This is a genomic window from Methylobacterium sp. DB0501, assembly GCF_011043735.1.
Lineage (GTDB): Bacteria > Pseudomonadota > Alphaproteobacteria > Rhizobiales > Beijerinckiaceae > Methylobacterium > Methylobacterium alsaeris.
Map to the genome: position 1 here is coordinate 167,661 of NZ_JAAKGV010000008.1, position 19,257 is coordinate 186,917.

A 19,257-nucleotide genomic window follows, 5' to 3' on the forward strand; every position below is an offset into this window, starting at 1 on the left:
CGCCGAGAGGATGTATGTCTCAACGTATCCACGCATTGACCTGAATCAAATTCTGCAACTCGGCCTATCTCCATCAGGTGATCTCATTCACGGCGGCAACGTTGCGACCGACCAGGAGATATTCCTAAATCGATACTTTGAGATGAAGGCACTAATATTTTACTCAATCTCAAGTAGCAGATCCATACCGTCTCGATCTGTCCGAGAGAGAGGGCCTCCTCGCGGCGCCGACGCGGATGCCGGCGGGTCGGCTTGCGCTGGATCAAGGCGCGGGGCGCCAGGGGCATCAGGCTCGACCTTCAGCCGGAACGGGGAAAGCGGGTCGTGCCCTCCCGGGCTCGCTCTGGGCCGCTCCGCGAAGAGCCGCCGCGCCCGCGAACACCCGCGGCGGGCTGCCCCGCCGGGGCGCGTCATAGGGTTTCCGACCGATCGCTGGGCGATTGCTTGGAATCGCCCAGCGATGCGGAAATCGGCTTCGCGCAGAGCCTGCTTGACTTGATCGGCAGTCGTCACGCCCTCCTCGTCATGCCGTGGCCGCGTAGCGGAGCCCGGAATGACACGGTGGATCGAATATCTGTAGAGACCAATCGAACGGACTCTCACACCCGTCCACGGAGTTCCGGTGCGATGCGGCCGGCCGCGAGGAGGCCCACCAGGCTGTCGAAGGCGAGCGGCTTGTCGACGAGCGGCACCCCGACCTCGCGCGCACGGGTGCGGATGCGCGGGTTGGGATGGCCGGTGATCAGGATGATGGGGATGCGGGCGTCGAGGTCCTGCAGGCGCCGGCAGACTTCGAGACCGTCCATCCCCGGCATGACATGATCGAGCAGCACGCAGAGCGGGCACGGCCCGGGGAAAGCCGAGAGAAGCTCGGGCCCGCTGGTGAAGGTCTCGACGCGGTGCCCTTCGCTCTCGAACAGAAAGCGTGTCGAGTGCAGGATCGCCGGATCGTCGTCGACGACGTAGATGGGAGGATCGCTCGTCATGGGGCCGACCGTCAGGATCGAGGCGCGAAGGCGAGCCCCGATGCTCGGCTGCCCGGGTGCGGCCCGCCTTGACCTGCCTCAAGCGGGTCAGGCGAGGCCGGCCAGCACCGCCCGGCGCACCAGGTCCTGGAGCGTGGCCGCCTGCGTCTTGCCCATCAGCTTCGCCCGGTAGATCTCCACGGTGCGCGGGCTGATGTCGAGCGCGCGGCCGATCTCCTTGCTCGTCGCCCCGGCGACCAGGCGGTCGAGGACCTGGCGCTCGCGCTCGCTGAGGGTCTCGACCCGCCGCAGGAAGTCCTGCACGGCCGGATCGGCGGCCGTGGCCGTGCGTCCCGGCGACAGGGCGTAGCGCAGGGCGCGCAGGAGCACCTCGTCGTCGAACGGCTTCTCGATGAAGTCGCAGGCCCCGCGCTTCATCGCCTCCACGGCGAGCGCCACGTCGCCGTGGCCGGTCATCACCACGACGGGCAGGGTGTTTCCGGTCTCGCGCAGGCGCCGGATGAGGTCGAGGCCGTCGATGCCGGGCATGCGGATATCGGTCAGGATGCACCCCGAGACCACGGTCGCGAGCCGCTCGAGCAGTTCGGTCCCGCTGTCGTAGAGGCGCACGGCGAAGCCTGCGGTCTCGAGCAGGAAAGCGAGCGAGTCCCGCATGGCGGGATCGTCGTCCACCACGTGTACCAGCTCAAGCCCCATGGCCCCGCTACCCATGGCCCCGCTCCCCATGGCCCGGTTGTCCATGGCCCGGCTCCGAATGGCCCGGCTCCTCTTGCGTCGCCGGCAGGGTCAGCCGGAAGGTGGCGCCGCCGGCCCCGTTGCGCTCGACCTCCAGCCGCCCCCCATGCGCTTCGCTGATGGTCCGGCAGATCGAGAGCCCGACGCCCATGCCGCTCGGCTTGGTGGTGACGAAGGGCTGGAACAGGCGTCCGGCCACATCCTCGGCGATCCCGGGTCCGGTATCGGAGACGGCGATCTCGACCCTGTCGGGGGCGAGGCGCCGCGCGCCGATGCCGAGTTCGCGGCGAGGGCTCTGCGCCATGGCCTCGCGGGCGTTGCGGATCAGGTTGATCAGCACCTGCTGGATCTGGACCCGGTCGGCGAGGACAGAGCCGGCCCGTTGGTCGAGGGCGAGGTGCAGGACGATGCCCTGCTCGCGGGCGCCGACCATGGCCAGGGCGCAGGCATCCTCGATCAGCCGCGCGACCGGCTCGGCGCGCCGCTCGGTCTCGCCCCTCGCCACGAGGTCGCGTAAGCGGCGGATGATCTGGCCGGCCCGCAGCGCCTGCTCGGCGACCTTGTCGAGGACATCCACCGCCGTGGCGACGGTGGCGGGATCGGGATGGGTGAGGAGGCGGCTGCAGCCCCTGGCGTAGTTGGCGATGGCGCCGAGCGGCTGGTTCAACTCATGGGCGAGCGTCGAAGCCATTTCGCCCATCGCGCTCAGCCGCGAGACGTGGACGAGCTCGGACTGGAGTTCCTGCAGGCGGGCCTGGATCCGCTGGTACTCGGTCAGGTCGTTGATGAAGCCGGTGAAGAAGACCTGCCTGCCCGAGCGCATCTCCCCGATCGCGAGCTCCATCGGGAAGGTCGAGCCGTCGCGCCGGCGCCCCGTCACCACCCGGGTGGTGCCGATGATGCGGCGCTCCCGCGTGCGACGGTAGCGCGCGAGGTAGTCGTCATGCTCGGCCCTCGTCGGTTCCGGCATCAGGATCCGGACGTTCTGGCCGACCGCTTCCTCGGCCGCGTAGCCGAACAGGCGCTCCGCGGCACTGCTGAACGAGTGGATCAGGCCGGCCTCGTCGATCACCACCATCGCGTCCGGCACCGTATCGAGGATCGAGCGCAGATGCGCCTCGCGGGCGCGCAGGTCCTCCTCGACCCGCTTCTGCCCGTCGATGCTGACGACGATGCCGCGATGCCGGCAGGCCCGGCCGTCCGCGTCGAGCAGGACCCGCCCCCGGGAGCGAAGCCAGCACGTGTCCCCGTCGGGATGCACGACGCGGTAATCGATCTCGTAGGCGCCGCCCTCCCGCAGCGTGCGCGCGATGGCGTCCGCCCGGGGGCGGCGATCGTCGGGATGCACCAGGTCCTGCGTCGCGGAGAAGGATGTCAGCCGCTCGGAGGGAACGCCGAAGAGGCGCGAGCACGCCGAGGACACGGTGATCCGATACGTCGACAGATCCAGCGACCAGATGCAGACGCCGACCTCGTCCAGGGTGTGGTGGAGTTCGTCGGTGCTGAGAAGGTCGGCGCCGCCTGGATCCACGGGCATTGTGGTCACCGGGTCGATCATCGCGCAATCCGGAAGCGGGAAACCAGGCCTGTTTCATCCAGCATTATCGCTTCGTGAGTCCCGCTTGTGGCTGTCATTTGATGGTCATGAATCCCGGCAGCCTCTCCGTCCCATACCGTGTCACGGATCGGCAGCCGCTGCATGGGAGATCGCCAGCCCCCGTAAGGCGTCTAATACTAATGTAGAGTATATTGACCGTCACGATCCTGCTGTCGGAAGCGCACGGCGAACCGGCCGCGGCGTGGTCGTCATGCCATGAAACCCTTCGAGTGAGAATAAATCGGCCGCCCTGACCTTGGGAATGCCGATGTTCGTTTCCGAATAGTCGAGGCACCGGCGTGATCGACGCCTCCCGAGCAAGGCGACATGACAGCACTGGCGCGCCCGACCCGCAGCGCGAACGCCGCCTCCGTCGCAGCGGACAAGTCAGTCGTCGTTGCTCCGCTGCGAGCCGTCCGCACTTCTCCGAGTGGGCGAGACGAAGCCGCCCCGTCGTCGGGCCTCGACGTGGCATCTCTCTGCCTCTCAACAGTGCCGCGTTCGTGCTGCACAGGACAACTCGGCCCGGGTCTCTTAGCGCGCGGAGCCCGACCGCATCCAAGTCTGTGGACAACGGTCCTCATGACGGGATCGCCGAACTCCGCTCGATGCACCGGCGTGCGTATTCCACAGGCCTTTAATAATGTCATTTGATATTTCTCGCGCATTCGTTCACTAAATGGATGGTTTCGCCTGAGAGATCGCAGGATAGTAATACCCCATGACGACCATTGACACTTCAGAGGACGAGCTGATTAGCCTGGCTGCCAGAATCGTTTCGGCCTATGTGACGAGAAATAGCCTCCCCGCCGCGGAACTGCCGGCGCTGATCACCGCGACGCACGCCGCGCTCGGCAGGCTCGGCGCGCCCACGGAATCGGAACCCGTTCGCCTGCAACCTCCCGTGCCGATCAAGAAGACGGTGACCTACGATTACATCATCAGCTTGGAAGACGGCCGTAAATACAAAGCGTTGAAGCGCCACCTCAAGGGCCGCGGCCTCACTGCCGATGAGTACAGGAACAAGTGGGGATTGCCGCCCGACTATCCGATGGTCTGCGAATCCTATGCCAAAACCCGGTCCGATCTGGCCAAAAGCATCGGCCTCGGGCTGTCGGCGCGGATGGGAGCGCGATCGCGGTGACGGTCGTCGCCCGGGTCGTCACGCTCCGCCGCGTCGGTACGGGTCCCTGACCGGGTTCGGCAGCGCCGAGGCGCGACCGCTCCGGCGCCGGTCTCGACGTCGCGCATATCGGTGCCGCCGGCCATAGCCGTCGGTGGCGCGACAGGAGCCCTCCCCTGTGGAACCTCGCCGCGATCTCGGACCAGTCGGGGAGGAGGGCCGACGGACGCCCCGCTATCCGGGCTTGTGCGCCCCCGGCATCAGGGTCGGATGGGCGACGGCGACGATGCCGTTGTCGTGGAACGCCCGCTGCACCGCCGCCAGCACGGCCTTCCGGATTCCGAACTGGCGCCCGGCGCGCGCCTTGAACTTGCCCCGGATGACGAGCGTCCCGTCCTCGACCGCCGCGATGCCCTGGCTCTTGAACGGCTCCAGAAGATCGGGGCGCAGCTCCGGATCGGCCTCGAGGTCCTTCCCGATCTGCTTGAACAGCCGGCGCACCCTCTCGACGTCGGTGTCGAAGGCGACCCGGAAGGCCAGCTTCTCGATGACCCAGTCGCGGCTGTAGTTCTGCACCTTGCCGATCTGGCCGTAGGGGATCGTGGCGAGCGCCCCCCGGGGGTGGCGCAGCGAGACCGAGCGGATCGAGATCTTCTCCACGCTGCCCTTGGCGCCGGCGGTCTCGATGTACTCGCCGAGGCGGAACGCGTCGTCGGCGAGGAAGAACAGGCCCGACACCACGTCCTTGACCAGCGATTGCGAGCCGAAGCCGAGCGCCAGGCCGAACACCGACAGGCCGGTGACCAGGGGCCAGACGTTGATCCCGAGCGCCAGGAGGACCGACAGGACCGCGAGCGCCGCGAGCCCGGCCTTCGCGGCCCCGGCGAGGAGCGGAAGGATCGTGCCGAGACGCGTCCGCGGCGCCTCCTCGGCCTCGTCGCCGCCGAATTCCGTCCGCCCTCCCCGCTCCGCGGCGAGGAGCCGGCCGGCCGCGACGCCGATCACGTTCCACAGATAGGCGGTGGCGAGCGCGACGGCGGCGATCTCGGCCATGGTCCGGGCCAGGGTCCCGACCTGGATGCCGAGACCGAGGGCGGCAGGCGCCCCCCATAGCGCGGCGAGCGCCGTACCGATCACCGCGGCCAGCGCCATCCGGGCCGTGCGGCGGGCCGCGACGGCCGCCGCCGGAACGGACTCGGCGCGGAATCCGCGCTCGGCCCAGGCCGCGATCCGTTGGTCGAGATGCGGCCAGGTCAGCACGAGGACCAGCGTGACCAGGGTCGCGAGCGGCGGGAGGGGACGCCCGAGCGTCGTCGCCAGCTGCGACGCCGCGACCGTCACGACGACGACCGCGACGGCGATCACCGGCCAGCATCGGGCGAGGACGCGCCGTGCGCCGCCGCGCGGACGCGGGCCGGCGAGCGCGGCGGCAAGCGGCCGGCCGGACCGCGCATAGGCGGCTGCGATCAGGCCGGCGGTCGGCACCGCGACGAACGCCGTCCCGACGAGGTCGCGCAACCCGCTTCCCGCATCCCAGAGCGCGAGGGTCCGGAGGAGCGCGATGCCGCCGAGCGCCCAGGCCACGGCGGTCGCCAGGCCGCGCACGAGCGGAACGAGACGCTTGCGGCGCGGGGCGGAGGAGGTCTCCAGGATCGCGGACCGGATCAGGGAGGCGGCGAGCCCGGTGAGCGGGACGACGAGCGCCCAGGTGCGGAGGGAGCGGCGGGCGGCCTCCGCCYCGCCGGAGACGAGGGCGGCGGCGGCGAGGCCGGCTCCCAAAGCGGCGGCCGCCGAGAGAAGGCGGCGCACGATCCCTCTCCCGCTCCTCCCGCCCGCGCGGCCGAGGGCATGGGCCGTCAGCCGGTCCGCCGCGAGACCCGCGACCATCACGGCCGCGGCCGCGGCCAGGAACTGCAGCGGCGACCAGCCGGCGGCGGCGAGACTGGACCGGACGAGGTCGAGATCGGTGCCGGCCACCGCGATCCGGCCGAGCCGCGTCAGCATTCCGTCGGAGAACGCCGCCACGGCGCGGTCCACCGGCTCGACCACCGCCTCGGACCAGTCGGGGCGCACGGGCGCCGCGTGGATCTGGGCTTCCGCGGCGCGGAGCTGGGCCTCCATGAGGATCAGGACCAGGCAAGCCGAGGCCGGGAGACCAATCGGGCGCGAGCGGCGGCGATCGAACACGGCAGGGGATGTCCCGTCTCGCAAAGCCTCCTCGGCCCAGGATCGTACTGCGCCCGGTGGAGATCTCATTTTGATCCACATCAACGCCGCCTCGTCAATATCGAGCACAGAATCCCGACCATTCTCACTGTATCGACCTTCTCATGCGGTCGACACTGACGATGGAGGCGACAGATGAGCGGTTCGGCAATCTTCGATCGCCCGCCTCTCGGCGCGGGGCGTGACCGCGGATGGTTCATCGCGGTCGGCTGCGCCCTGCTGCTCCTCGGCGCCGCGGGACTGTTCATGGTCACGACGCTCACGCTCGCCAGTACGCTGTGGTTCGGCATCCTGTTGACCGTCGCCGGCATCGTCGAGATCGTCGAAGCGCTCGGGCGGCCCGAGGATGCCGAAGCCCTGACCTCCCGCATCGGGCGGTTCCTGGCCGGCCTGATCTATCTCGTCGGCGGGCTCGCCGCGGTCTTCCGGCCTCTCGAGGCCTCGCTCGCCCTCACGCTGGTCCTCGGGGCGACCCTGATCGCCTCGGGCGTGGCGCGCGGGGTCTGGGCCTTCGCCCACGAGGTGCGGACGTCACGGGCCGCCGTGATCCTCTTCGCCGTGCTCTCGGTGCTGCTGGGCGCCGCCATCATCGCGAGATGGCCGTATTCCGGGCTGTGGGCGATCGGGCTGTTCGTCTCCTGCGATCTCCTGGGCACCGGCCTGTCCTGGCTCGGGGTCGGCCTGTTCGGCGAGGCGCAGACGCCGCCGGCCGTCTCGCGGTGATGCGGCCCGGGATGGGCGACATTCCGGCATCGCGGGCGACCGCGGCGCCGGACCCGACGATGCAGTCCGAACTGGGAGTGAAGGCCATGGGATCGATGACGGGATCGATGAACCGGGAATCGCCGTCGCGTCGTGCCGTGCTCGCGGGCGTCTCGGCGGGCTTCACGTCAGCCGCGCTGGCGGCCGCCGGCCTCGCCGTCGCGACGAGAACCGCGCAAGCCGCCCTTCCGAGCGCGGCACCCGTCGGCGCGCCGGACAGCGAGCCGCTCGTCCAGCAGGCTCAGGCCGTCGTCGTCGTCCCGCGCCGGCGCCGGCGCGTGTGCTGGTGGCGGCGAGGACGCCGGGTCTGCACGTGGCGGTGATCCGCTCCCGGGGATGATCGATTGGGAATGTTCGATCCTGGCGATGACTGACTCGGCGCCGCCGGTCTCCCGGCTCGCGCGACACGGAGCGGAGTGAGCCGATGTCGACGAGACGCGCGTTCATCCAGGCCCTTCCGGGCGCGGGGGCCGCCTTCTCCCTCGCCGGCAGCGCCGTCTGGGGCGACGGCGCCGCCCGGGCGCAGGGCGACGCGGGTGCTCCCGCCTTCAGCGATCACGTCGTCCCGCAGGGCGGGCCGCCGCAGAGCAAGCCACCCTCCGCGTTCACGCGCGACGTGCTGCGCCGCGCGAGGACCGCCCTCCCCTTCGCCGACGACCGGGACTTCGCGGAGCAGCGCAAGGGCCTGATCGCCCCGATGACCGCCATGACCATTCCGGCCGATGCCGGCCATCTGGCCTGGGACATGCGGCAGTTCCGGTTCCTCGACGAAGAGGACGGGTTCGACAGCATCCATCCCTCCCTGCTCAGGATCTCGCGGCTCAACAACAATTACGGGCTCTACGAGGTGATTCCGGGCCTCTACCAAGTGCGCGGCTTCGACCTCTCGGACCTCACCCTCGTGCGGGGCCGGACCGGGTGGATCGTGTTCGATCCGCTCGTCAGCCGGGAGACCGCGCGGGCGGCCTGGGCGCTGTTCCAGGAGCATGTCGGCGAGGGGCGGCCGGTCTCGGCGGTGATCTACTCCCACACCCACGGCGACCATTGGGGCGGCGTGCGCGGCCTCGTCGCGGAGGAGGACGTGCGGTCCGGCCGCGTGCCGGTGATCGCGCCCGCCGGCTTCATGGCCCACACCGTGGCCGAGAACGTCTATGCCGGCAACGCCATGAACCGGCGCCTGTTCTACCAGTACGGGCTGCTCCTGCCGTCGGGCCCGCGCGGCTATGTCGGGCAGGGGCTCGGCCAGCGCGTCTCGGCCGGGGCGAGCGGGCTGATCGCCCCGACGCGCCACGTCGCGCAAGCCATCGAGGAGTTCGAGGTCGACGGCGTCCGGATGGTCTTCCAGAACACGCCGGACACCGAAGCGCCGCGCGAGATGAACACCTACCTGCCGGACATGAAGGCGCTCTGGATGGCGGAGAACGTCATCGCGTCGCTGCACAACATCTATACCCTGCGCGGCGCGCCGGTGCGCGACCCGCTCAACTGGTCGAAATACATCAACGAGGCGCTCTACCGCTTCGGCGGCGAGGCCGAGGTGATGGTCGCCTCCCATCACTGGCCGCGCTGGGGCAACGCGCGGATCCAGGAGGTGCTGCGGGCGCAGCGCGACCTCTACGCCCACATGAACAACCAGGTGCTCCACCTCGCCAACCAGGGCGTGACGATCAACGAGATCCACACGGTCTACGAACTGCCGAGGAGCCTGCAGCAGACCTGGCATTGCCGCGGCTATCACGGCTCGCCGGAGCACAACAGCCGCGGCGTGATCCAGCGCTATCTCGGCTTCTGGGACTGCAACCCGGCGACGCTGATCCCGCTGCCGGCGTCCGAGAGCGCACCGCTCTACGTCGAGATGATGGGGGGAGCGGAGGCGATCCTCGCCCGCGGCCGGCGCCTGCACGACGAGGGACGGTATCTCCTGGCCCAGGAGATCGTGAACAGACTGGTCCAGGCCGAGCCTCGGAACCGGGCCGCCAAGGAGCTGCTCGCCGACATCTTCGAGCAGATCGGCTACCAGCAGGAGAATCCCGGCCTGCGCAACAGCTTCCTCGCCGGGGCCTACGAGCTGCGCTCCGGCATCCCCGAGGGCGAGACGGCGAGTTCGAGCAGTCCCGACGTGGTGCGGGCGATGACGACCGAGCTGTTCCTGAACTTCCTCGGCATCCGCATGGACAGCCGCAAGGCGGAGGGCCTGCGTTTCACCATCAACCTCGTCACGCCGGACAACGGCGAGCGGTTCGTGATCGAGATGGAGAACGCGACGCTGACCAACATCGCGGGATTCCAGGCCGAGACCCCCGACCTGACCCTGACCATCGACCGGGCGGACCTCGAGCGGACGATGACCGGCGAGAAGACCCTGGAGGCGCAGATCGCCGACGGGACCGCGACGGTCCGGGGCGATGTCGGGGTCCTGGCGCGGCTCGCCGCCACCATGGTCGCGTTCGATCCGCGCTTCGAGATCATGCCGGGCACCAAATCGGGTGACGCCCGCCCGCGGAAGGTCTCCGACGCGTACCGGGCCGAGCCCCGTCCCATGATCGCCGAGTAGCCGCGCGCCGGGAAGCCGCGTGCCCGCGGGACGGCTTGAGCTGGATCAAGGCCGGCGCGTCCCCCCGGGGCGCACCATGGTGGCGAGCCCAGCCCGGAGACGGTCCATGTCGATGCACGCTCCCTCCCCGCTCGCCGCCCTCCGCGACGTCCTCATCGGCACCATCGTGGAGGACGAGCGCACCCCGGTCTCCCCGGCCATCGGGTACGGGCTCTCGCTGGCGGAGGCGGCCGGCGCCCACGTGACGATCCAGTCGTCCTCGTGGTGCCTGATCGACAGCGATGCCTGGCTCCAGGGGACCGCCGATCCGGGGATCGGGACCGTCGATCGCCGTCTCGACGCCCTGGCCCGGGCCTTCGCGGAGAACGCGGCCGGCGCGGCGGCGCAGGCCGGCCTGATCTGCACCCGCGAGACCCCGCGCCTGCCCTATCCCGAGGTGGTCCACCGTCTGGCGGCCGAGGCGCGCCTGCACGACCTGACGGTCCTCGACCTCGATCCGCGCAGCGAGATCCTCTCGCGCGAGACGATCGAGGCGGCACTGATGGGCAGCGGCCGCCCGGTCCTCGCCGTGCCGCCCACGCGCCCGGCCTTCGCCGGGCGGCGGATCCTCGTGGCGTGGGACGGCAGCCCGCAGGCGGCCCGCGCCGCCAACGACGCCATGCCGCTCCTGCGCGCCGCGGACGGGGTCGAGATCGTCTCGGTCGGCGACGCGGACGAGCTGCTCACGACGGTGCCGGGCGTCGAGTTCGCCCGCCACCTCGCGCGGCACGGCGTCGCCGTCACGGTCAGCGACCTGCCGCAGGTCGGCAGCATCGCCGACACGCTGCGCAGCCATGCCGGGCTGGTGCGGGCCGACCTGATGGTGATGGGGGCCTACCGGCATTCCCGCACGCGGGAATTCGTCTTCGGCGGCGTGACCCGCTCGCTCCTGCTGGATGCGCCGGCCCCGCTGTTCCTCGCCCATTGACCAGGGAGTCTCGTCATGATCCGACATCGACCGACCCGGACGGCTTCGGTCCGGACAGCGCGCAGGCGCAAGGCCATCCGGCAGAAACCCAGGTCTGCCGCCGCACCGAAGCGGTCGCGGCCCGAGGACGAGATCCCGATCCCGCCGGTCACGACGGAAGAGCTCGAACCGTTCGACGTCGACGACCTGCGCGCCCTGAGATCCGGCTGGCACTTCGTCGAGTGATGCCATTTCCGGACGACGACTTCCGGGAATGGCATCACCGGCCCGCGCGGCGTCCGAGCGAGGCCGAAATCCGCATTGCGAAGCAATCGGGCGGATTTCGGATGAGAACCTGTCCGATCGGATCCCGCGGAGTCGAGATCCCACACGCCGTTCCGGGGCCGCGCAGCGGGTGTCCGTACGGCCTGGCCATTCGAGCAGGCGCGCGTGCAAGGCCCTTCAGGCGCGCGCACCCGATCCGTGATCGGGCTTGGGCCCGGATTCGGGCCCCGAGAGGGCCCGCATCGCGTTCAGGATCACCGCGACGTCGATCGCCTCCTGGAGCAGCGCGCCCTGCACCGGCGTGAGCGCCCCGAGGGCCGCCGCGACCATCCCGGCGAGCGAGAGCCCGAGCCCGACGAGCACGCTCTGGAGCGCGATGGCGCGGGCGGCCTTCGCGATGCGGATGGCCTCCGGCAGCGGCGCCAGACTGTCGACGAGGAGGACGACGTCGGCGGCCTCCGCCGCGGCGGCGGCGCCCCGGGCGCCGAGGGCGACGCCGAGATCCGCCGCCGCGAGCGCGGGCGCGTCGTTGATCCCGTCGCCGACCATCATCACCGGCCCGCGCAGCCGCTCCTCGACGACGACCCGCGTCTTGTCCGCCGGGTCGAGATCGGCCGCGATCGCGTCGATCGGGAGCCCCGCCGTGAGCGCCTCCGCGACCTCGCGCCGGTCCCCCGTCGCGAGCACCACCCTGGCGATGCCGCACGCCCGCAGGGCGGCCAGGATGGCGGCGCCGTCGCGGCGCAGCGGATCGGCGAAGGTCAGGATCGCGGCCGGCCGGCCGTCGATCGCCACCAGGACCGTGGCCGACGCGGCCGGACCGTCCGCCGCGGAGCCCGAGGACGGGAAGGCGATGGCTTGCGAGCGCATCAGGCGCGGCCCGCCCGCGCTGACGCGCCGCCCCTCCACGAGCCCGATCACGCCGTCGCCGGGCACCTCGGTCACCGCCGAGGGCGAGGCGAGGCGCGAACCGCGCGACCTCGCCTCCTCGACCAGGGCCCGGGCGATCGGGTGGCCGGAGACCTGATCGAGGGAGGCCGCCAGCCGCAGGGCCTCCGCCTCGCGGAAGGGCGGCAGCGCCGTCACCGCCCTCAGGCGCGCCCGGCCGTGGGTCAGGGTGCCGGTCTTGTCGACGACCAGGATCTCCACCTTGGCCAGGGCCTCCAGGGCGCCCCCGCCCTTGACGAGGATGCCCCGCCGCGCCGCCCGCGACAGGCCGGAGACCAGCGCGACCGGAACCGCCAGGATCAGCGGGCACGGCGTGGCCACCACCAGCACGGCCAGCGCCCGCAGGGGATCGCCCGCGGCGATCCAGGCCCCGCCGGCAAGGAGCAGCGTGACGACGAGGAAGACGAGCCCGTACCGGTCGGCGAGCCGCGCCATCGGGGCCTTGGCGGCCCGCGCCGCCTCGACGAGGCGCACGATGCCCGCATAGGTGCTCTCCTCCGCCCGGCGGTCGGCCACGAGGGTAAAGGCCTGGCCGACATTGAGGCTGCCGCTGAGCACGGCGGCGTTCGGCGCGAAGGCGGCGGGCAGCGACTCGCCGGTGAGGCTCGACAGGTCGAGGACGGCGCGACCCGCCGCGACGCGCCCGTCGACCGGCAGCACGTCGCCGGCGCGCACCAGGATGCGGTCGCCCGGGGCCAGGTCCGCCAGGGGAACCTCGCGCATGCGGGGCGCGTCCTCGCCGCTCCCCTCTTCACGGAGGGCGGTGCGGGGCTGGCGCGCGATCAGGGCCGTCATCGCCCGGCTCGCACGCCCGGCGGCGTAGGCCTCCAGCGACTGGCCGCCGGCAAACATCAGCGCGATGACGGCGCCGGCCAGCGGCTGCGACAGGGCGAGCGCCCCGCCCATCGACAACAGGGCGACGAGATCGAGCCCGACATCGCCGCGCACCAGGCTCGCCGCTACCTGGACCAGCAGGAATGCGAGGACGGCCAGGGTGGCGAGGCTCCAGGCCAGGGCGGCGGCGTCGGCATGGCCGAGGGACCGGGCCACGAGACCGGCGCACAGCCCGAGGAGCGGCAGCGCCACGAGACCACCGCGCAGGTCCACCATCCATCCGGGCAGAACCCTGCGGACCGGATCCTTGTCGACCGGATCCTTGCCAAACGGATCCTTGCCAAACGGATCCTTGCCGACCGGATCCTTGCCGACCGCATGTCCCTTCGCGGGTGACTGCCGCATCGCCGTCCTCGCCTCCCTCGCCCGGGAGTCCAGACACGCACCGAAGGCGGCTGCGGGGCCTTGCGCTGGATCAAGCGCGGGACGGCGCGATGGAGGCAGCCGACTTTTGAGCAGGATCAATGTCGCGCGCCGCCGCGGCGCACAGGATCCCCGCCTGGCCCAACGGAGGGGGGATGCCATGCAGGCACGCGACATCATGCACCGCGACGTCGTCACGGTGACGCCCGAGACGCCGCTGGGCGCGATCGCCGGGCTGCTAGTCGAGAAGCGATTCGGTGCCGTGCCGGTCACGGACGGGACCGGCACCCTCGTGGGGATCGTGAGCGAGGCCGACCTGCTCCACCGCGCGGAGCTCGGCACCGAGCGGCGGCGCAACCGCTGGCTCGACGCCTTCGCGTCGATCGAGACGCTGGCCAACAGCTACCGCAGCGCCCACGGCCAGCTGGCGCGGGACGTGATGGCCCGCTCCGTCGTGACCGCCGGCCCCGACGCGCCGCTCACCGAGATCGTCGAGCTGATGGAGCAGCGGCGCATCCGCCGCGTGCCGATCGTCGAGGCCGGTCCCGACGGGAGCGAGCGGCTCATCGGGATCGTGACCCGCGGCGACCTGGTGCGGGCGCTCGCGACCCTGGTCCCGGCGGCGCCCGCCCCGACCGCGGACCGGGACCTCACCGACCGGCGCATCCGCGACATGCTGCTGGCCGAGCTCGCCCGCCAGCCCTGGACCGACAAGGCCGAGGGCAACGTCACGGTGCTCGACGGCGTCGTCCATCTCTGGGGCAGCGTGACGAACGAGGCCGAGGCGAGGGCGCTGGTGACCGCGGCGGAGGGGATCCCGGGCGTCGTCGCGGTGCGCAACCACACGTTCGTCGCCTATTGGGGCGCCGACCCGATCATGCTCTGAGCCCGCCGGCGGGTTCGTCCCCGGACCCGAGCGGCGCAATCCCGGGAGGCCGCGATGATCGTGCGCGACGTGATGACCTGCGAGGTCGCTTCCGTGCGGCCCGACTCGTCGATCGAGGCGGCCATCGCCCTGATGCTGGAACGGCGGATCAGCGGCCTGCCCGTCCTCGACGACGGGGGCGCCGTCGTCGGCATCGTCAGCGAGGGCGACCTCTTCCGGCGCCCCGAGCTCGGCACCGCCCGGCCGCAGCCCGGCTGGATCCAGTTCGTCGTCGATCCGGACCGCATGGCGGAGGCCTACGCGAAGGAGCACGGACGTCGCGTCTCCGACGTGATGACCCGAACGCTCGTGGCCGTCTCGCCCGACGCAACGCTCGCCGAGGCCGCCGCGCTCCTGGCGCGGCACCGCATCCGGCGCCTGCCGGTCGTCGAGCACGGGCGGCTCGCCGGGATCGTCGCCCGGGCGGATCTCCTGCGCGCCCTGCAGGCGGCCCTGAGGAGACCCCGCGGAACGGCCTCCCGCAGCGATGCCGAGATCCGCGCCGCCGTCGCGGCGGCCATCGCCGAGGCGGGCCTGTTCCCCGCCGGCCGGATCACCGTCGCGGTGGCGGACGGCGACGTCACCCTGCACGGCACCCTGACCGGCGAGCGCCAGCGCGCCGCTGTCCGGGCGGCGGCCGAGGCCGTGCCCGGGGTGCGGATGGTCCGCGACGGGCTGGCCTGCGTCGATCCCCGGACGGACGGCGCCCACCGGCTGCCGGACGACGGACCGGATGGCGGCGGGCGCGCCTGACGCCTTCCGCGCGGCGGCGATGCGTCCACCCCGCGCGGCATGACGGCCGCTCATCCTGGCCATCCATGCCGGCCATCCATGCCGGCCATCGATGACGGCCACTTCGGACGCGAGCAGGAGACGACCATGCCTTCCAGGACGACAGGTTCCGAGACATCCCGCTTCGCCGGCTTCGGCGACATGTCCGCGCTGCTGACCACCGAATCCAAGCTCTGGCGCAGCCTCGGCGTCGACCTGCCGCTGCGGCTCACCGCCGAGATCCTGAGCTTCGGCAGCCGGCGCCTGCAGGCCCAGGCCGAGCACGTCGCGGCGCTCGGCCGTTGCGGCTCGCCGGTGGAGACGATCAAGCTCCAGACGGACTTCCTGATGAAGACCTTCACCGACTACCAGCACGAGGCGGACACCCTCTCCCGCGACATGGTGGACGCCGCCGCGCCCGCGTCCGGCAAGGCGGTCCGATCCGCGCCGGCTTGAGCCGCGGGACGCCGGAGGCCGGGCCGCGCACCGCCGGAGGCCGAAACGATGGACGCGATGGTCCTGCACCGGATCGGCTTTCCGCTGGTGCGCGAGACCCGGCCCGACCCGGTGCCGGGCCCGGGAGAGGTCCGCCTCCGGGTCGAGGCCTGCGCGGTGTGCCGCACCGACCTCCACCTCATCGACGGCGAGCTGCCGGACCTGCGCCTGCCGATCGTACCGGGCCACGAGATCGTCGGCCGGGTCGAGGCCGCGGGCGCCGGCGTGGCCGGGCCCGCGATCGGCGCCCGGGTCGGCCTGCCCTGGCTCGGCCACACCTGCGGGCATTGCCGCTATTGCGCGGCGGGCCGCGAGAACCTGTGCGACGCAGCCGGCTTCACCGGCTACACCCGCGACGGGGGCTTCTCCACCCACGTGATCGCCGAGGCCGCCTTCACGATCCCCCTGGGCGAGGCGGCCGACCCGGTGGCGACCGCGCCGCTCCTCTGCGCCGGTCTGATCGGCTGGCGGACCCTGCGGATGGCGGGAGAGGCGCCCGCGATCGGGCTCTACGGCTTCGGCGCGGCGGCGCACATCGTCGCCCAGATCTGCCGCCACCAGGGCCGCGCGGTCTACGCCCTCACCCGCCCGGGCGACCGCGAGGCGCAAGAATTCGCCCGCGACCTCGGCGCCGCCTGGGCCGGGGATTCGGGTGTTTCGCCGCCGGTCCCGCTCGATGCCGCCCTGATCTTCGCGCCCGACGGCGCCCTCGTCCCGGCGGCGCTTCGCGCGGTGCGCAAGGGCGGCAGCGTGGTCTGCGGCGGGATCCACATGAGCGACATCCCGGCCTTTCCCTACGCACTGCTCTGGGGCGAGCGGCGGCTCCTGTCGGTGGCGAACCTGACGCGGGAGGATGCGCGGAGCTTCTTCGCCCTGGCGCCGCGGGCGGGGATCGTCACCCGGACCCGCGTCTTCCGCCTCGCCGAGGCCGAGGCGGCCATCGCCGCGCACCGGGCCGGGATCGAGGGGGCGGCGGTGCTCGTGCCGTGAGCGCCGCCGCCGCGTCTCGGCCTCACGCCGCCTTGATCTCGATCGCCTTCGGGGTGACGGCGGCGGTCTTGGGCTTGGGCAGCTTCAGGGTCAGGACACCCTTGTCCATCCGGGCTTCGATCTCGTCCGGCTGCGTGCCGGGCGGCAGCTCGATGGTGCGCGAGAAGGCGCCGTAGCTGCGCTCCGTCACCTTGCGGGCGCCGTCGGTCTCCTCCTTCTCCTGGCGCTTCTCGCCGCGGATCAGGAGCAGGTCGTCGGCCAGCTCGACGTGGACGTCGCCGCGTTCGAGGCCCGGCAGCTCGGCCGTCACCTCGATATGGTCGCCCCGCTCGATCACGTCCATCCGCGGGAACGGCCCGGCCTGGAGGAAGCCCGGCAGGCCCGACAGGATATTGCCCGACCAGACCTCGCCCAGCATCCGGTCGATCTCGCGCTGGAACGGGAACGCGACCGGCAGGGACCGCTCCGCCGCGTCGTCGCTCCGGTTTCCGAAGGCGAGGAGGGATTTGAGGTTCATGGCGATCTCCCTGTTCGAGGCCGGCCCGGGGCGGCCGGCAGGGTCGTCAGGAGGCCACCACCGGGATGCGCCCGCGTTGAGGTGCATCAAGGGCGCCCCGTCAGCGGGACATCAGCACCGGGACGGTCATCGAGGCGAGGATCGTCCGGCTGGTCCCGCCGAGGATCGCCTCGCGCAGGCGCGAATGGCCGTAGGCGCCCATCACCAGGAGGTCGGCGCCGCGATCGGCGACGTGCGAGAGCAGCGCCTCGCCCGGCGCCACCCCGCCCGGGACGACCTGGAAGGTGGCGTCGATCCCGTGCCGGGCGAGGTGGCGGATCGCCCGCCCGCGCGTCGCCTCCGGCACCGGCTCGTCGGTCACGCTGACGAGCTCGACGCGGGCGGCGCGGCGCAGGAGCGGCAGCGCGTCGCCCAGCGCCCGCGCCGCGGGCGCGCTGCCGTCCCAGGCCGCGACCGCGCAGGCGAGCCGGGGCGGCGCCTCCTGGATGTAGGGCACCATCAGCACCGGCCGCGCGCCCTGGAACAGCAGGGTGTCCAAGTAGGCGTCGGCGGGCTTCGGCGCGGTCTCGTCGGCCTGCTCGATCACCGCGAGGTCGCTCAGGTGCACGAAGCCGGCGAGGCGCTGCGGCGCGAGCGGGGCCGAGGTGCAGATCGCGCTCGTCTCGCAGGACAGTCCCGCATCCCGGGCCGCGGCGGCCACGGTCTCGACCGCCGCGGCGGCCTGCTCGCGCGCATCCTGCTCGGCGGCCACGACCAGGTCGTAGCGGATCTCGGACTGCGCGAAGGTCTGGAACGGCACGAGCGGCAGGACGCTCACGGCGGAGACGGTCGCGTCGAGCATCGCCGCGAGCCTGATCCCGTACGGCGCGGCGCGCCGGCCCACCCCGTCGACGACGATCGTCAGATCCTTGATCACGGCTGTTCTCCCGCTGATGAGGCCCGCCGAGGATCCGCCCGGCCGGCGGCCATCGCCTTGATCCAGCGCAAGCGGGCCTTGATCCGCCTCAAGGCGCCGGCCGGCCGGGCGGGTTAGCGAGCCCCCGCGGGGGCGGCTCTCGCCGGGGGCTCGTCCTCGCCCCGGGGGCGACGGCATGCCGACGAGCCTGCACACGGACACGGCCGCCCCGTCCCGGGCCCGGCCGCAGGCCCCACCCCGTACGGCTCCCTCCCTCCTCGCCTTCATCTGGCGCGAGAGCGCGCTGGCGCAGGCCGGGCTGGCACTCCTCGCCATCGCGGTGTTCCTGGCCGGCCTCGCGCCGATCGAGCTTCAGCGCCGCGCCGTGGGACTTGCCGTGCGCGGCGCCGATCCGCGTCCGCTCCTCGGTCTCGCCCTGCTCTACGTGCTGGCCGCCGCAGGACTCGGCGGGCTCAAGCTCGCGCTCAATCTCGGCCGCGGCTTCGTCGGCGAGCGCGCCGTCAGGCGCCTGCGCGCCGCCATCATGGCGGATGTCCACGCCGCCTCCGGCCCGGAGCGGGGGGTCGAGATCGCGATGGTGCTGGACGAGGCCGAGCCCGTCGGCAGCTTCGTGGGGGTCTGCCTGTCGGAGCCGCTGCTGCAGGCGGGCGTGCTCGTCTCCACCCTCGCCTACCTGGCCTTCCTCAACCCGCTGATGGCGCTGGTCACGCTCGCGGTCTTCTCGCCCCAGCTCGTCTTCGTGCCGCTGATGCAGCGGGCGATCAACCGTCGCGTCGCCGCCCGGGTCGGGCTCCTGCGGCGGATCAGCGGCGGGCTGGTGGAGCGGCCGGCGGCGCTGCCGGAGCCGACGCCGGCGGAGCTGGACCGCCTCGGCGGGGTGTTTCGGCTCAACATGGGCATCTTCGGGTTCAAGTTCTCGATGAACTTCCTGATGAACCTGTCCTACCACCTCGGCGTCGCCGGCATCCTGGCGGTCGGCGGCTACGCGGTCGCGGCGGGCGAGGCGGAGATCGGAACCGTGGTGGCCTTCGTGTCGGGGCTCGCCCACATGAACGACCCGTGGGGCGACCTCGTCAGCTGGTTCCGGGACGTGAGCGTGACGCGCACGAAGTACGGCCTGATCGCCCGGGCGACCTCGGGTCCGGGCGCGGCCGGGACGTTCCGGGCGGGCGTGACCTGATCTGGATCAACCGGCCCGGACCCGAGTCGGGCTAGAGCAGTTTC

18 protein-coding genes are annotated in these 19,257 nt (G+C 72.0%); 11 read left to right on the forward strand and 7 right to left on the reverse strand.

The genetic code is table 11. From position 1 onward, the window contains the following. Positions 1 to 599 precede the first annotated feature (599 nt). From G4G93_RS13915 to G4G93_RS13925, 3 genes are all read right to left on the reverse strand, one after another. Complete coding sequence (locus G4G93_RS13915) at positions 600 to 986, reverse strand: response regulator transcription factor (RefSeq protein WP_165084995.1); 387 nt, start codon at positions 984 to 986, stop codon at positions 600 to 602. Between the two features lie 87 nt (positions 987 to 1,073). After that, positions 1,074 to 1,682 carry a response regulator FixJ gene (gene fixJ / locus G4G93_RS13920; protein WP_165085084.1) on the reverse strand — a complete coding sequence of 203 codons (609 nt, stop codon included), beginning with the start codon at positions 1,680 to 1,682 and terminating at the stop codon, positions 1,074 to 1,076. 7 nt (positions 1,683 to 1,689) lie between these two features. Continuing rightward, positions 1,690 to 3,258 (reverse strand): PAS domain S-box protein, encoded by a 1,569-nt coding sequence (locus G4G93_RS13925; protein WP_246736755.1) that lies wholly within the window; start codon positions 3,256 to 3,258, stop codon positions 1,690 to 1,692. A 781-nt stretch (positions 3,259 to 4,039) separates the two neighbouring features. Here G4G93_RS13925 and G4G93_RS13930 point away from each other — a divergent pair. Then, on the forward strand, positions 4,040 to 4,462 hold the full coding sequence (locus G4G93_RS13930) for a MucR family transcriptional regulator (protein WP_165084997.1): 423 nt from the start codon (positions 4,040 to 4,042) through the stop codon (positions 4,460 to 4,462). 213 nt (positions 4,463 to 4,675) lie between these two features. Here the strand turns inward: G4G93_RS13930 and G4G93_RS36585 are convergent, their stop codons facing one another. Next, positions 4,676 to 6,628 carry a mechanosensitive ion channel family protein gene (locus G4G93_RS36585; RefSeq protein ID WP_165084998.1) on the reverse strand — a complete coding sequence of 651 codons (1,953 nt, stop codon included), beginning with the start codon at positions 6,626 to 6,628 and terminating at the stop codon, positions 4,676 to 4,678. A gap of 174 nt (positions 6,629 to 6,802) precedes the next feature. Here G4G93_RS36585 and G4G93_RS13940 point away from each other — a divergent pair, with 174 nt between their 5' ends. The 5 genes from G4G93_RS13940 to G4G93_RS13960 all read left to right on the forward strand — a co-directional run bounded on the left by G4G93_RS13940 (position 6,803) and on the right by G4G93_RS13960 (position 11,175). Further along, the gene (locus G4G93_RS13940) at positions 6,803 to 7,390 is read left to right on the forward strand and encodes an HdeD family acid-resistance protein (RefSeq protein WP_165084999.1); all 588 of its coding nucleotides are present in this window, start codon (positions 6,803 to 6,805) and stop codon (positions 7,388 to 7,390) included. Between the two features lie 11 nt (positions 7,391 to 7,401). Continuing rightward, complete coding sequence (locus tag G4G93_RS13945; RefSeq protein ID WP_246736756.1) at positions 7,402 to 7,752, forward strand: hypothetical protein; 351 nt, start codon at positions 7,402 to 7,404, stop codon at positions 7,750 to 7,752. 101 nt (positions 7,753 to 7,853) lie between these two features. Then, entirely contained in the window at positions 7,854 to 9,983 is a 2,130-nt protein-coding gene (locus G4G93_RS13950) for an alkyl/aryl-sulfatase (protein ID WP_165085000.1), read from the forward strand. Between the two features lie 106 nt (positions 9,984 to 10,089). Then, the gene (locus tag G4G93_RS13955) at positions 10,090 to 10,950 is read left to right on the forward strand and encodes a universal stress protein (protein WP_165085001.1); all 861 of its coding nucleotides are present in this window, start codon (positions 10,090 to 10,092) and stop codon (positions 10,948 to 10,950) included. Between the two features lie 15 nt (positions 10,951 to 10,965). Beyond that, positions 10,966 to 11,175, forward strand: a complete 210-nt coding sequence (locus G4G93_RS13960; RefSeq protein ID WP_165085002.1) for a hypothetical protein — start codon at positions 10,966 to 10,968, stop codon at positions 11,173 to 11,175. 216 nt (positions 11,176 to 11,391) lie between these two features. Here the strand turns inward: G4G93_RS13960 and G4G93_RS13965 are convergent, their stop codons facing one another. Further along, positions 11,392 to 13,272, reverse strand: coding sequence for a heavy metal translocating P-type ATPase (locus G4G93_RS13965; protein ID WP_165085086.1), 1,881 nt, complete (start codon positions 13,270 to 13,272; stop codon positions 11,392 to 11,394). A gap of 307 nt (positions 13,273 to 13,579) precedes the next feature. Between G4G93_RS13965 and G4G93_RS13970 the strand changes: the two genes are divergently transcribed. The 4 genes from G4G93_RS13970 to G4G93_RS13985 all read left to right on the forward strand — a co-directional run bounded on the left by G4G93_RS13970 (position 13,580) and on the right by G4G93_RS13985 (position 16,600). Then, positions 13,580 to 14,305, forward strand: coding sequence for a CBS domain-containing protein (locus G4G93_RS13970; protein ID WP_165085003.1), 726 nt, complete (start codon positions 13,580 to 13,582; stop codon positions 14,303 to 14,305). A gap of 54 nt (positions 14,306 to 14,359) precedes the next feature. Then, positions 14,360 to 15,097, forward strand: a complete 738-nt coding sequence (locus tag G4G93_RS13975) for a CBS domain-containing protein (protein ID WP_165085004.1) — start codon at positions 14,360 to 14,362, stop codon at positions 15,095 to 15,097. Positions 15,098 to 15,223: 126 nt separating this feature from the next. Next, positions 15,224 to 15,571 carry a phasin family protein gene (locus G4G93_RS13980; RefSeq protein ID WP_165085005.1) on the forward strand — a complete coding sequence of 116 codons (348 nt, stop codon included), beginning with the start codon at positions 15,224 to 15,226 and terminating at the stop codon, positions 15,569 to 15,571. A 48-nt stretch (positions 15,572 to 15,619) separates the two neighbouring features. Beyond that, positions 15,620 to 16,600, forward strand: a complete 981-nt coding sequence (locus tag G4G93_RS13985) for a zinc-dependent alcohol dehydrogenase family protein (RefSeq protein WP_165085006.1) — start codon at positions 15,620 to 15,622, stop codon at positions 16,598 to 16,600. A gap of 22 nt (positions 16,601 to 16,622) precedes the next feature. Here the strand turns inward: G4G93_RS13985 and G4G93_RS13990 are convergent, their stop codons facing one another. Then, entirely contained in the window at positions 16,623 to 17,117 is a 495-nt protein-coding gene (locus G4G93_RS13990) for an Hsp20/alpha crystallin family protein (protein WP_165085007.1), read from the reverse strand. Between the two features lie 100 nt (positions 17,118 to 17,217). Then, positions 17,218 to 18,033: a universal stress protein gene (locus G4G93_RS13995; protein ID WP_165085008.1), complete on the reverse strand. Its 816-nt coding sequence runs from the start codon at positions 18,031 to 18,033 to the stop codon at positions 17,218 to 17,220. 175 nt (positions 18,034 to 18,208) lie between these two features. Here G4G93_RS13995 and G4G93_RS14000 point away from each other — a divergent pair, with 175 nt between their 5' ends. Beyond that, positions 18,209 to 19,213: an ABC transporter ATP-binding protein gene (locus G4G93_RS14000; protein WP_246736757.1), complete on the forward strand. Its 1,005-nt coding sequence runs from the start codon at positions 18,209 to 18,211 to the stop codon at positions 19,211 to 19,213. Positions 19,214 to 19,257: the final 44 nt, after the last annotated feature.

Bases quoted from the DNA above. Each gene is read 5' to 3' on its own strand.
- G4G93_RS13915 (WP_165084995.1), bottom strand. From the start codon at position 986: ATGACGAGCGATCCTCCCATCTACGTCGTCGACGACGATCCGGCGATC.
- fixJ (WP_165085084.1), bottom strand. From the start codon at position 1,682: ATGGGGCTTGAGCTGGTACACGTGGTGGACGACGATCCCGCCATGCGG.
- G4G93_RS13925 (WP_246736755.1), bottom strand. From the start codon at position 3,258: ATGCCCGTGGATCCAGGCGGCGCCGACCTTCTCAGCACCGACGAACTC.
- G4G93_RS13930 (WP_165084997.1), top strand. From the start codon at position 4,040: ATGACGACCATTGACACTTCAGAGGACGAGCTGATTAGCCTGGCTGCC.
- G4G93_RS13940 (WP_165084999.1), top strand. From the start codon at position 6,803: ATGAGCGGTTCGGCAATCTTCGATCGCCCGCCTCTCGGCGCGGGGCGT.
- G4G93_RS13945 (WP_246736756.1), top strand. From the start codon at position 7,402: ATGGGCGACATTCCGGCATCGCGGGCGACCGCGGCGCCGGACCCGACG.
- G4G93_RS13950 (WP_165085000.1), top strand. From the start codon at position 7,854: ATGTCGACGAGACGCGCGTTCATCCAGGCCCTTCCGGGCGCGGGGGCC.
- G4G93_RS13955 (WP_165085001.1), top strand. From the start codon at position 10,090: ATGTCGATGCACGCTCCCTCCCCGCTCGCCGCCCTCCGCGACGTCCTC.
- G4G93_RS13960 (WP_165085002.1), top strand. From the start codon at position 10,966: ATGATCCGACATCGACCGACCCGGACGGCTTCGGTCCGGACAGCGCGC.
- G4G93_RS13965 (WP_165085086.1), bottom strand. From the start codon at position 13,272: ATGGTGGACCTGCGCGGTGGTCTCGTGGCGCTGCCGCTCCTCGGGCTG.
- G4G93_RS13970 (WP_165085003.1), top strand. From the start codon at position 13,580: ATGCAGGCACGCGACATCATGCACCGCGACGTCGTCACGGTGACGCCC.
- G4G93_RS13975 (WP_165085004.1), top strand. From the start codon at position 14,360: ATGATCGTGCGCGACGTGATGACCTGCGAGGTCGCTTCCGTGCGGCCC.
- G4G93_RS13980 (WP_165085005.1), top strand. From the start codon at position 15,224: ATGCCTTCCAGGACGACAGGTTCCGAGACATCCCGCTTCGCCGGCTTC.
- G4G93_RS13985 (WP_165085006.1), top strand. From the start codon at position 15,620: ATGGACGCGATGGTCCTGCACCGGATCGGCTTTCCGCTGGTGCGCGAG.
- G4G93_RS13990 (WP_165085007.1), bottom strand. From the start codon at position 17,117: ATGAACCTCAAATCCCTCCTCGCCTTCGGAAACCGGAGCGACGACGCG.
- G4G93_RS14000 (WP_246736757.1), top strand. From the start codon at position 18,209: ATGCCGACGAGCCTGCACACGGACACGGCCGCCCCGTCCCGGGCCCGG.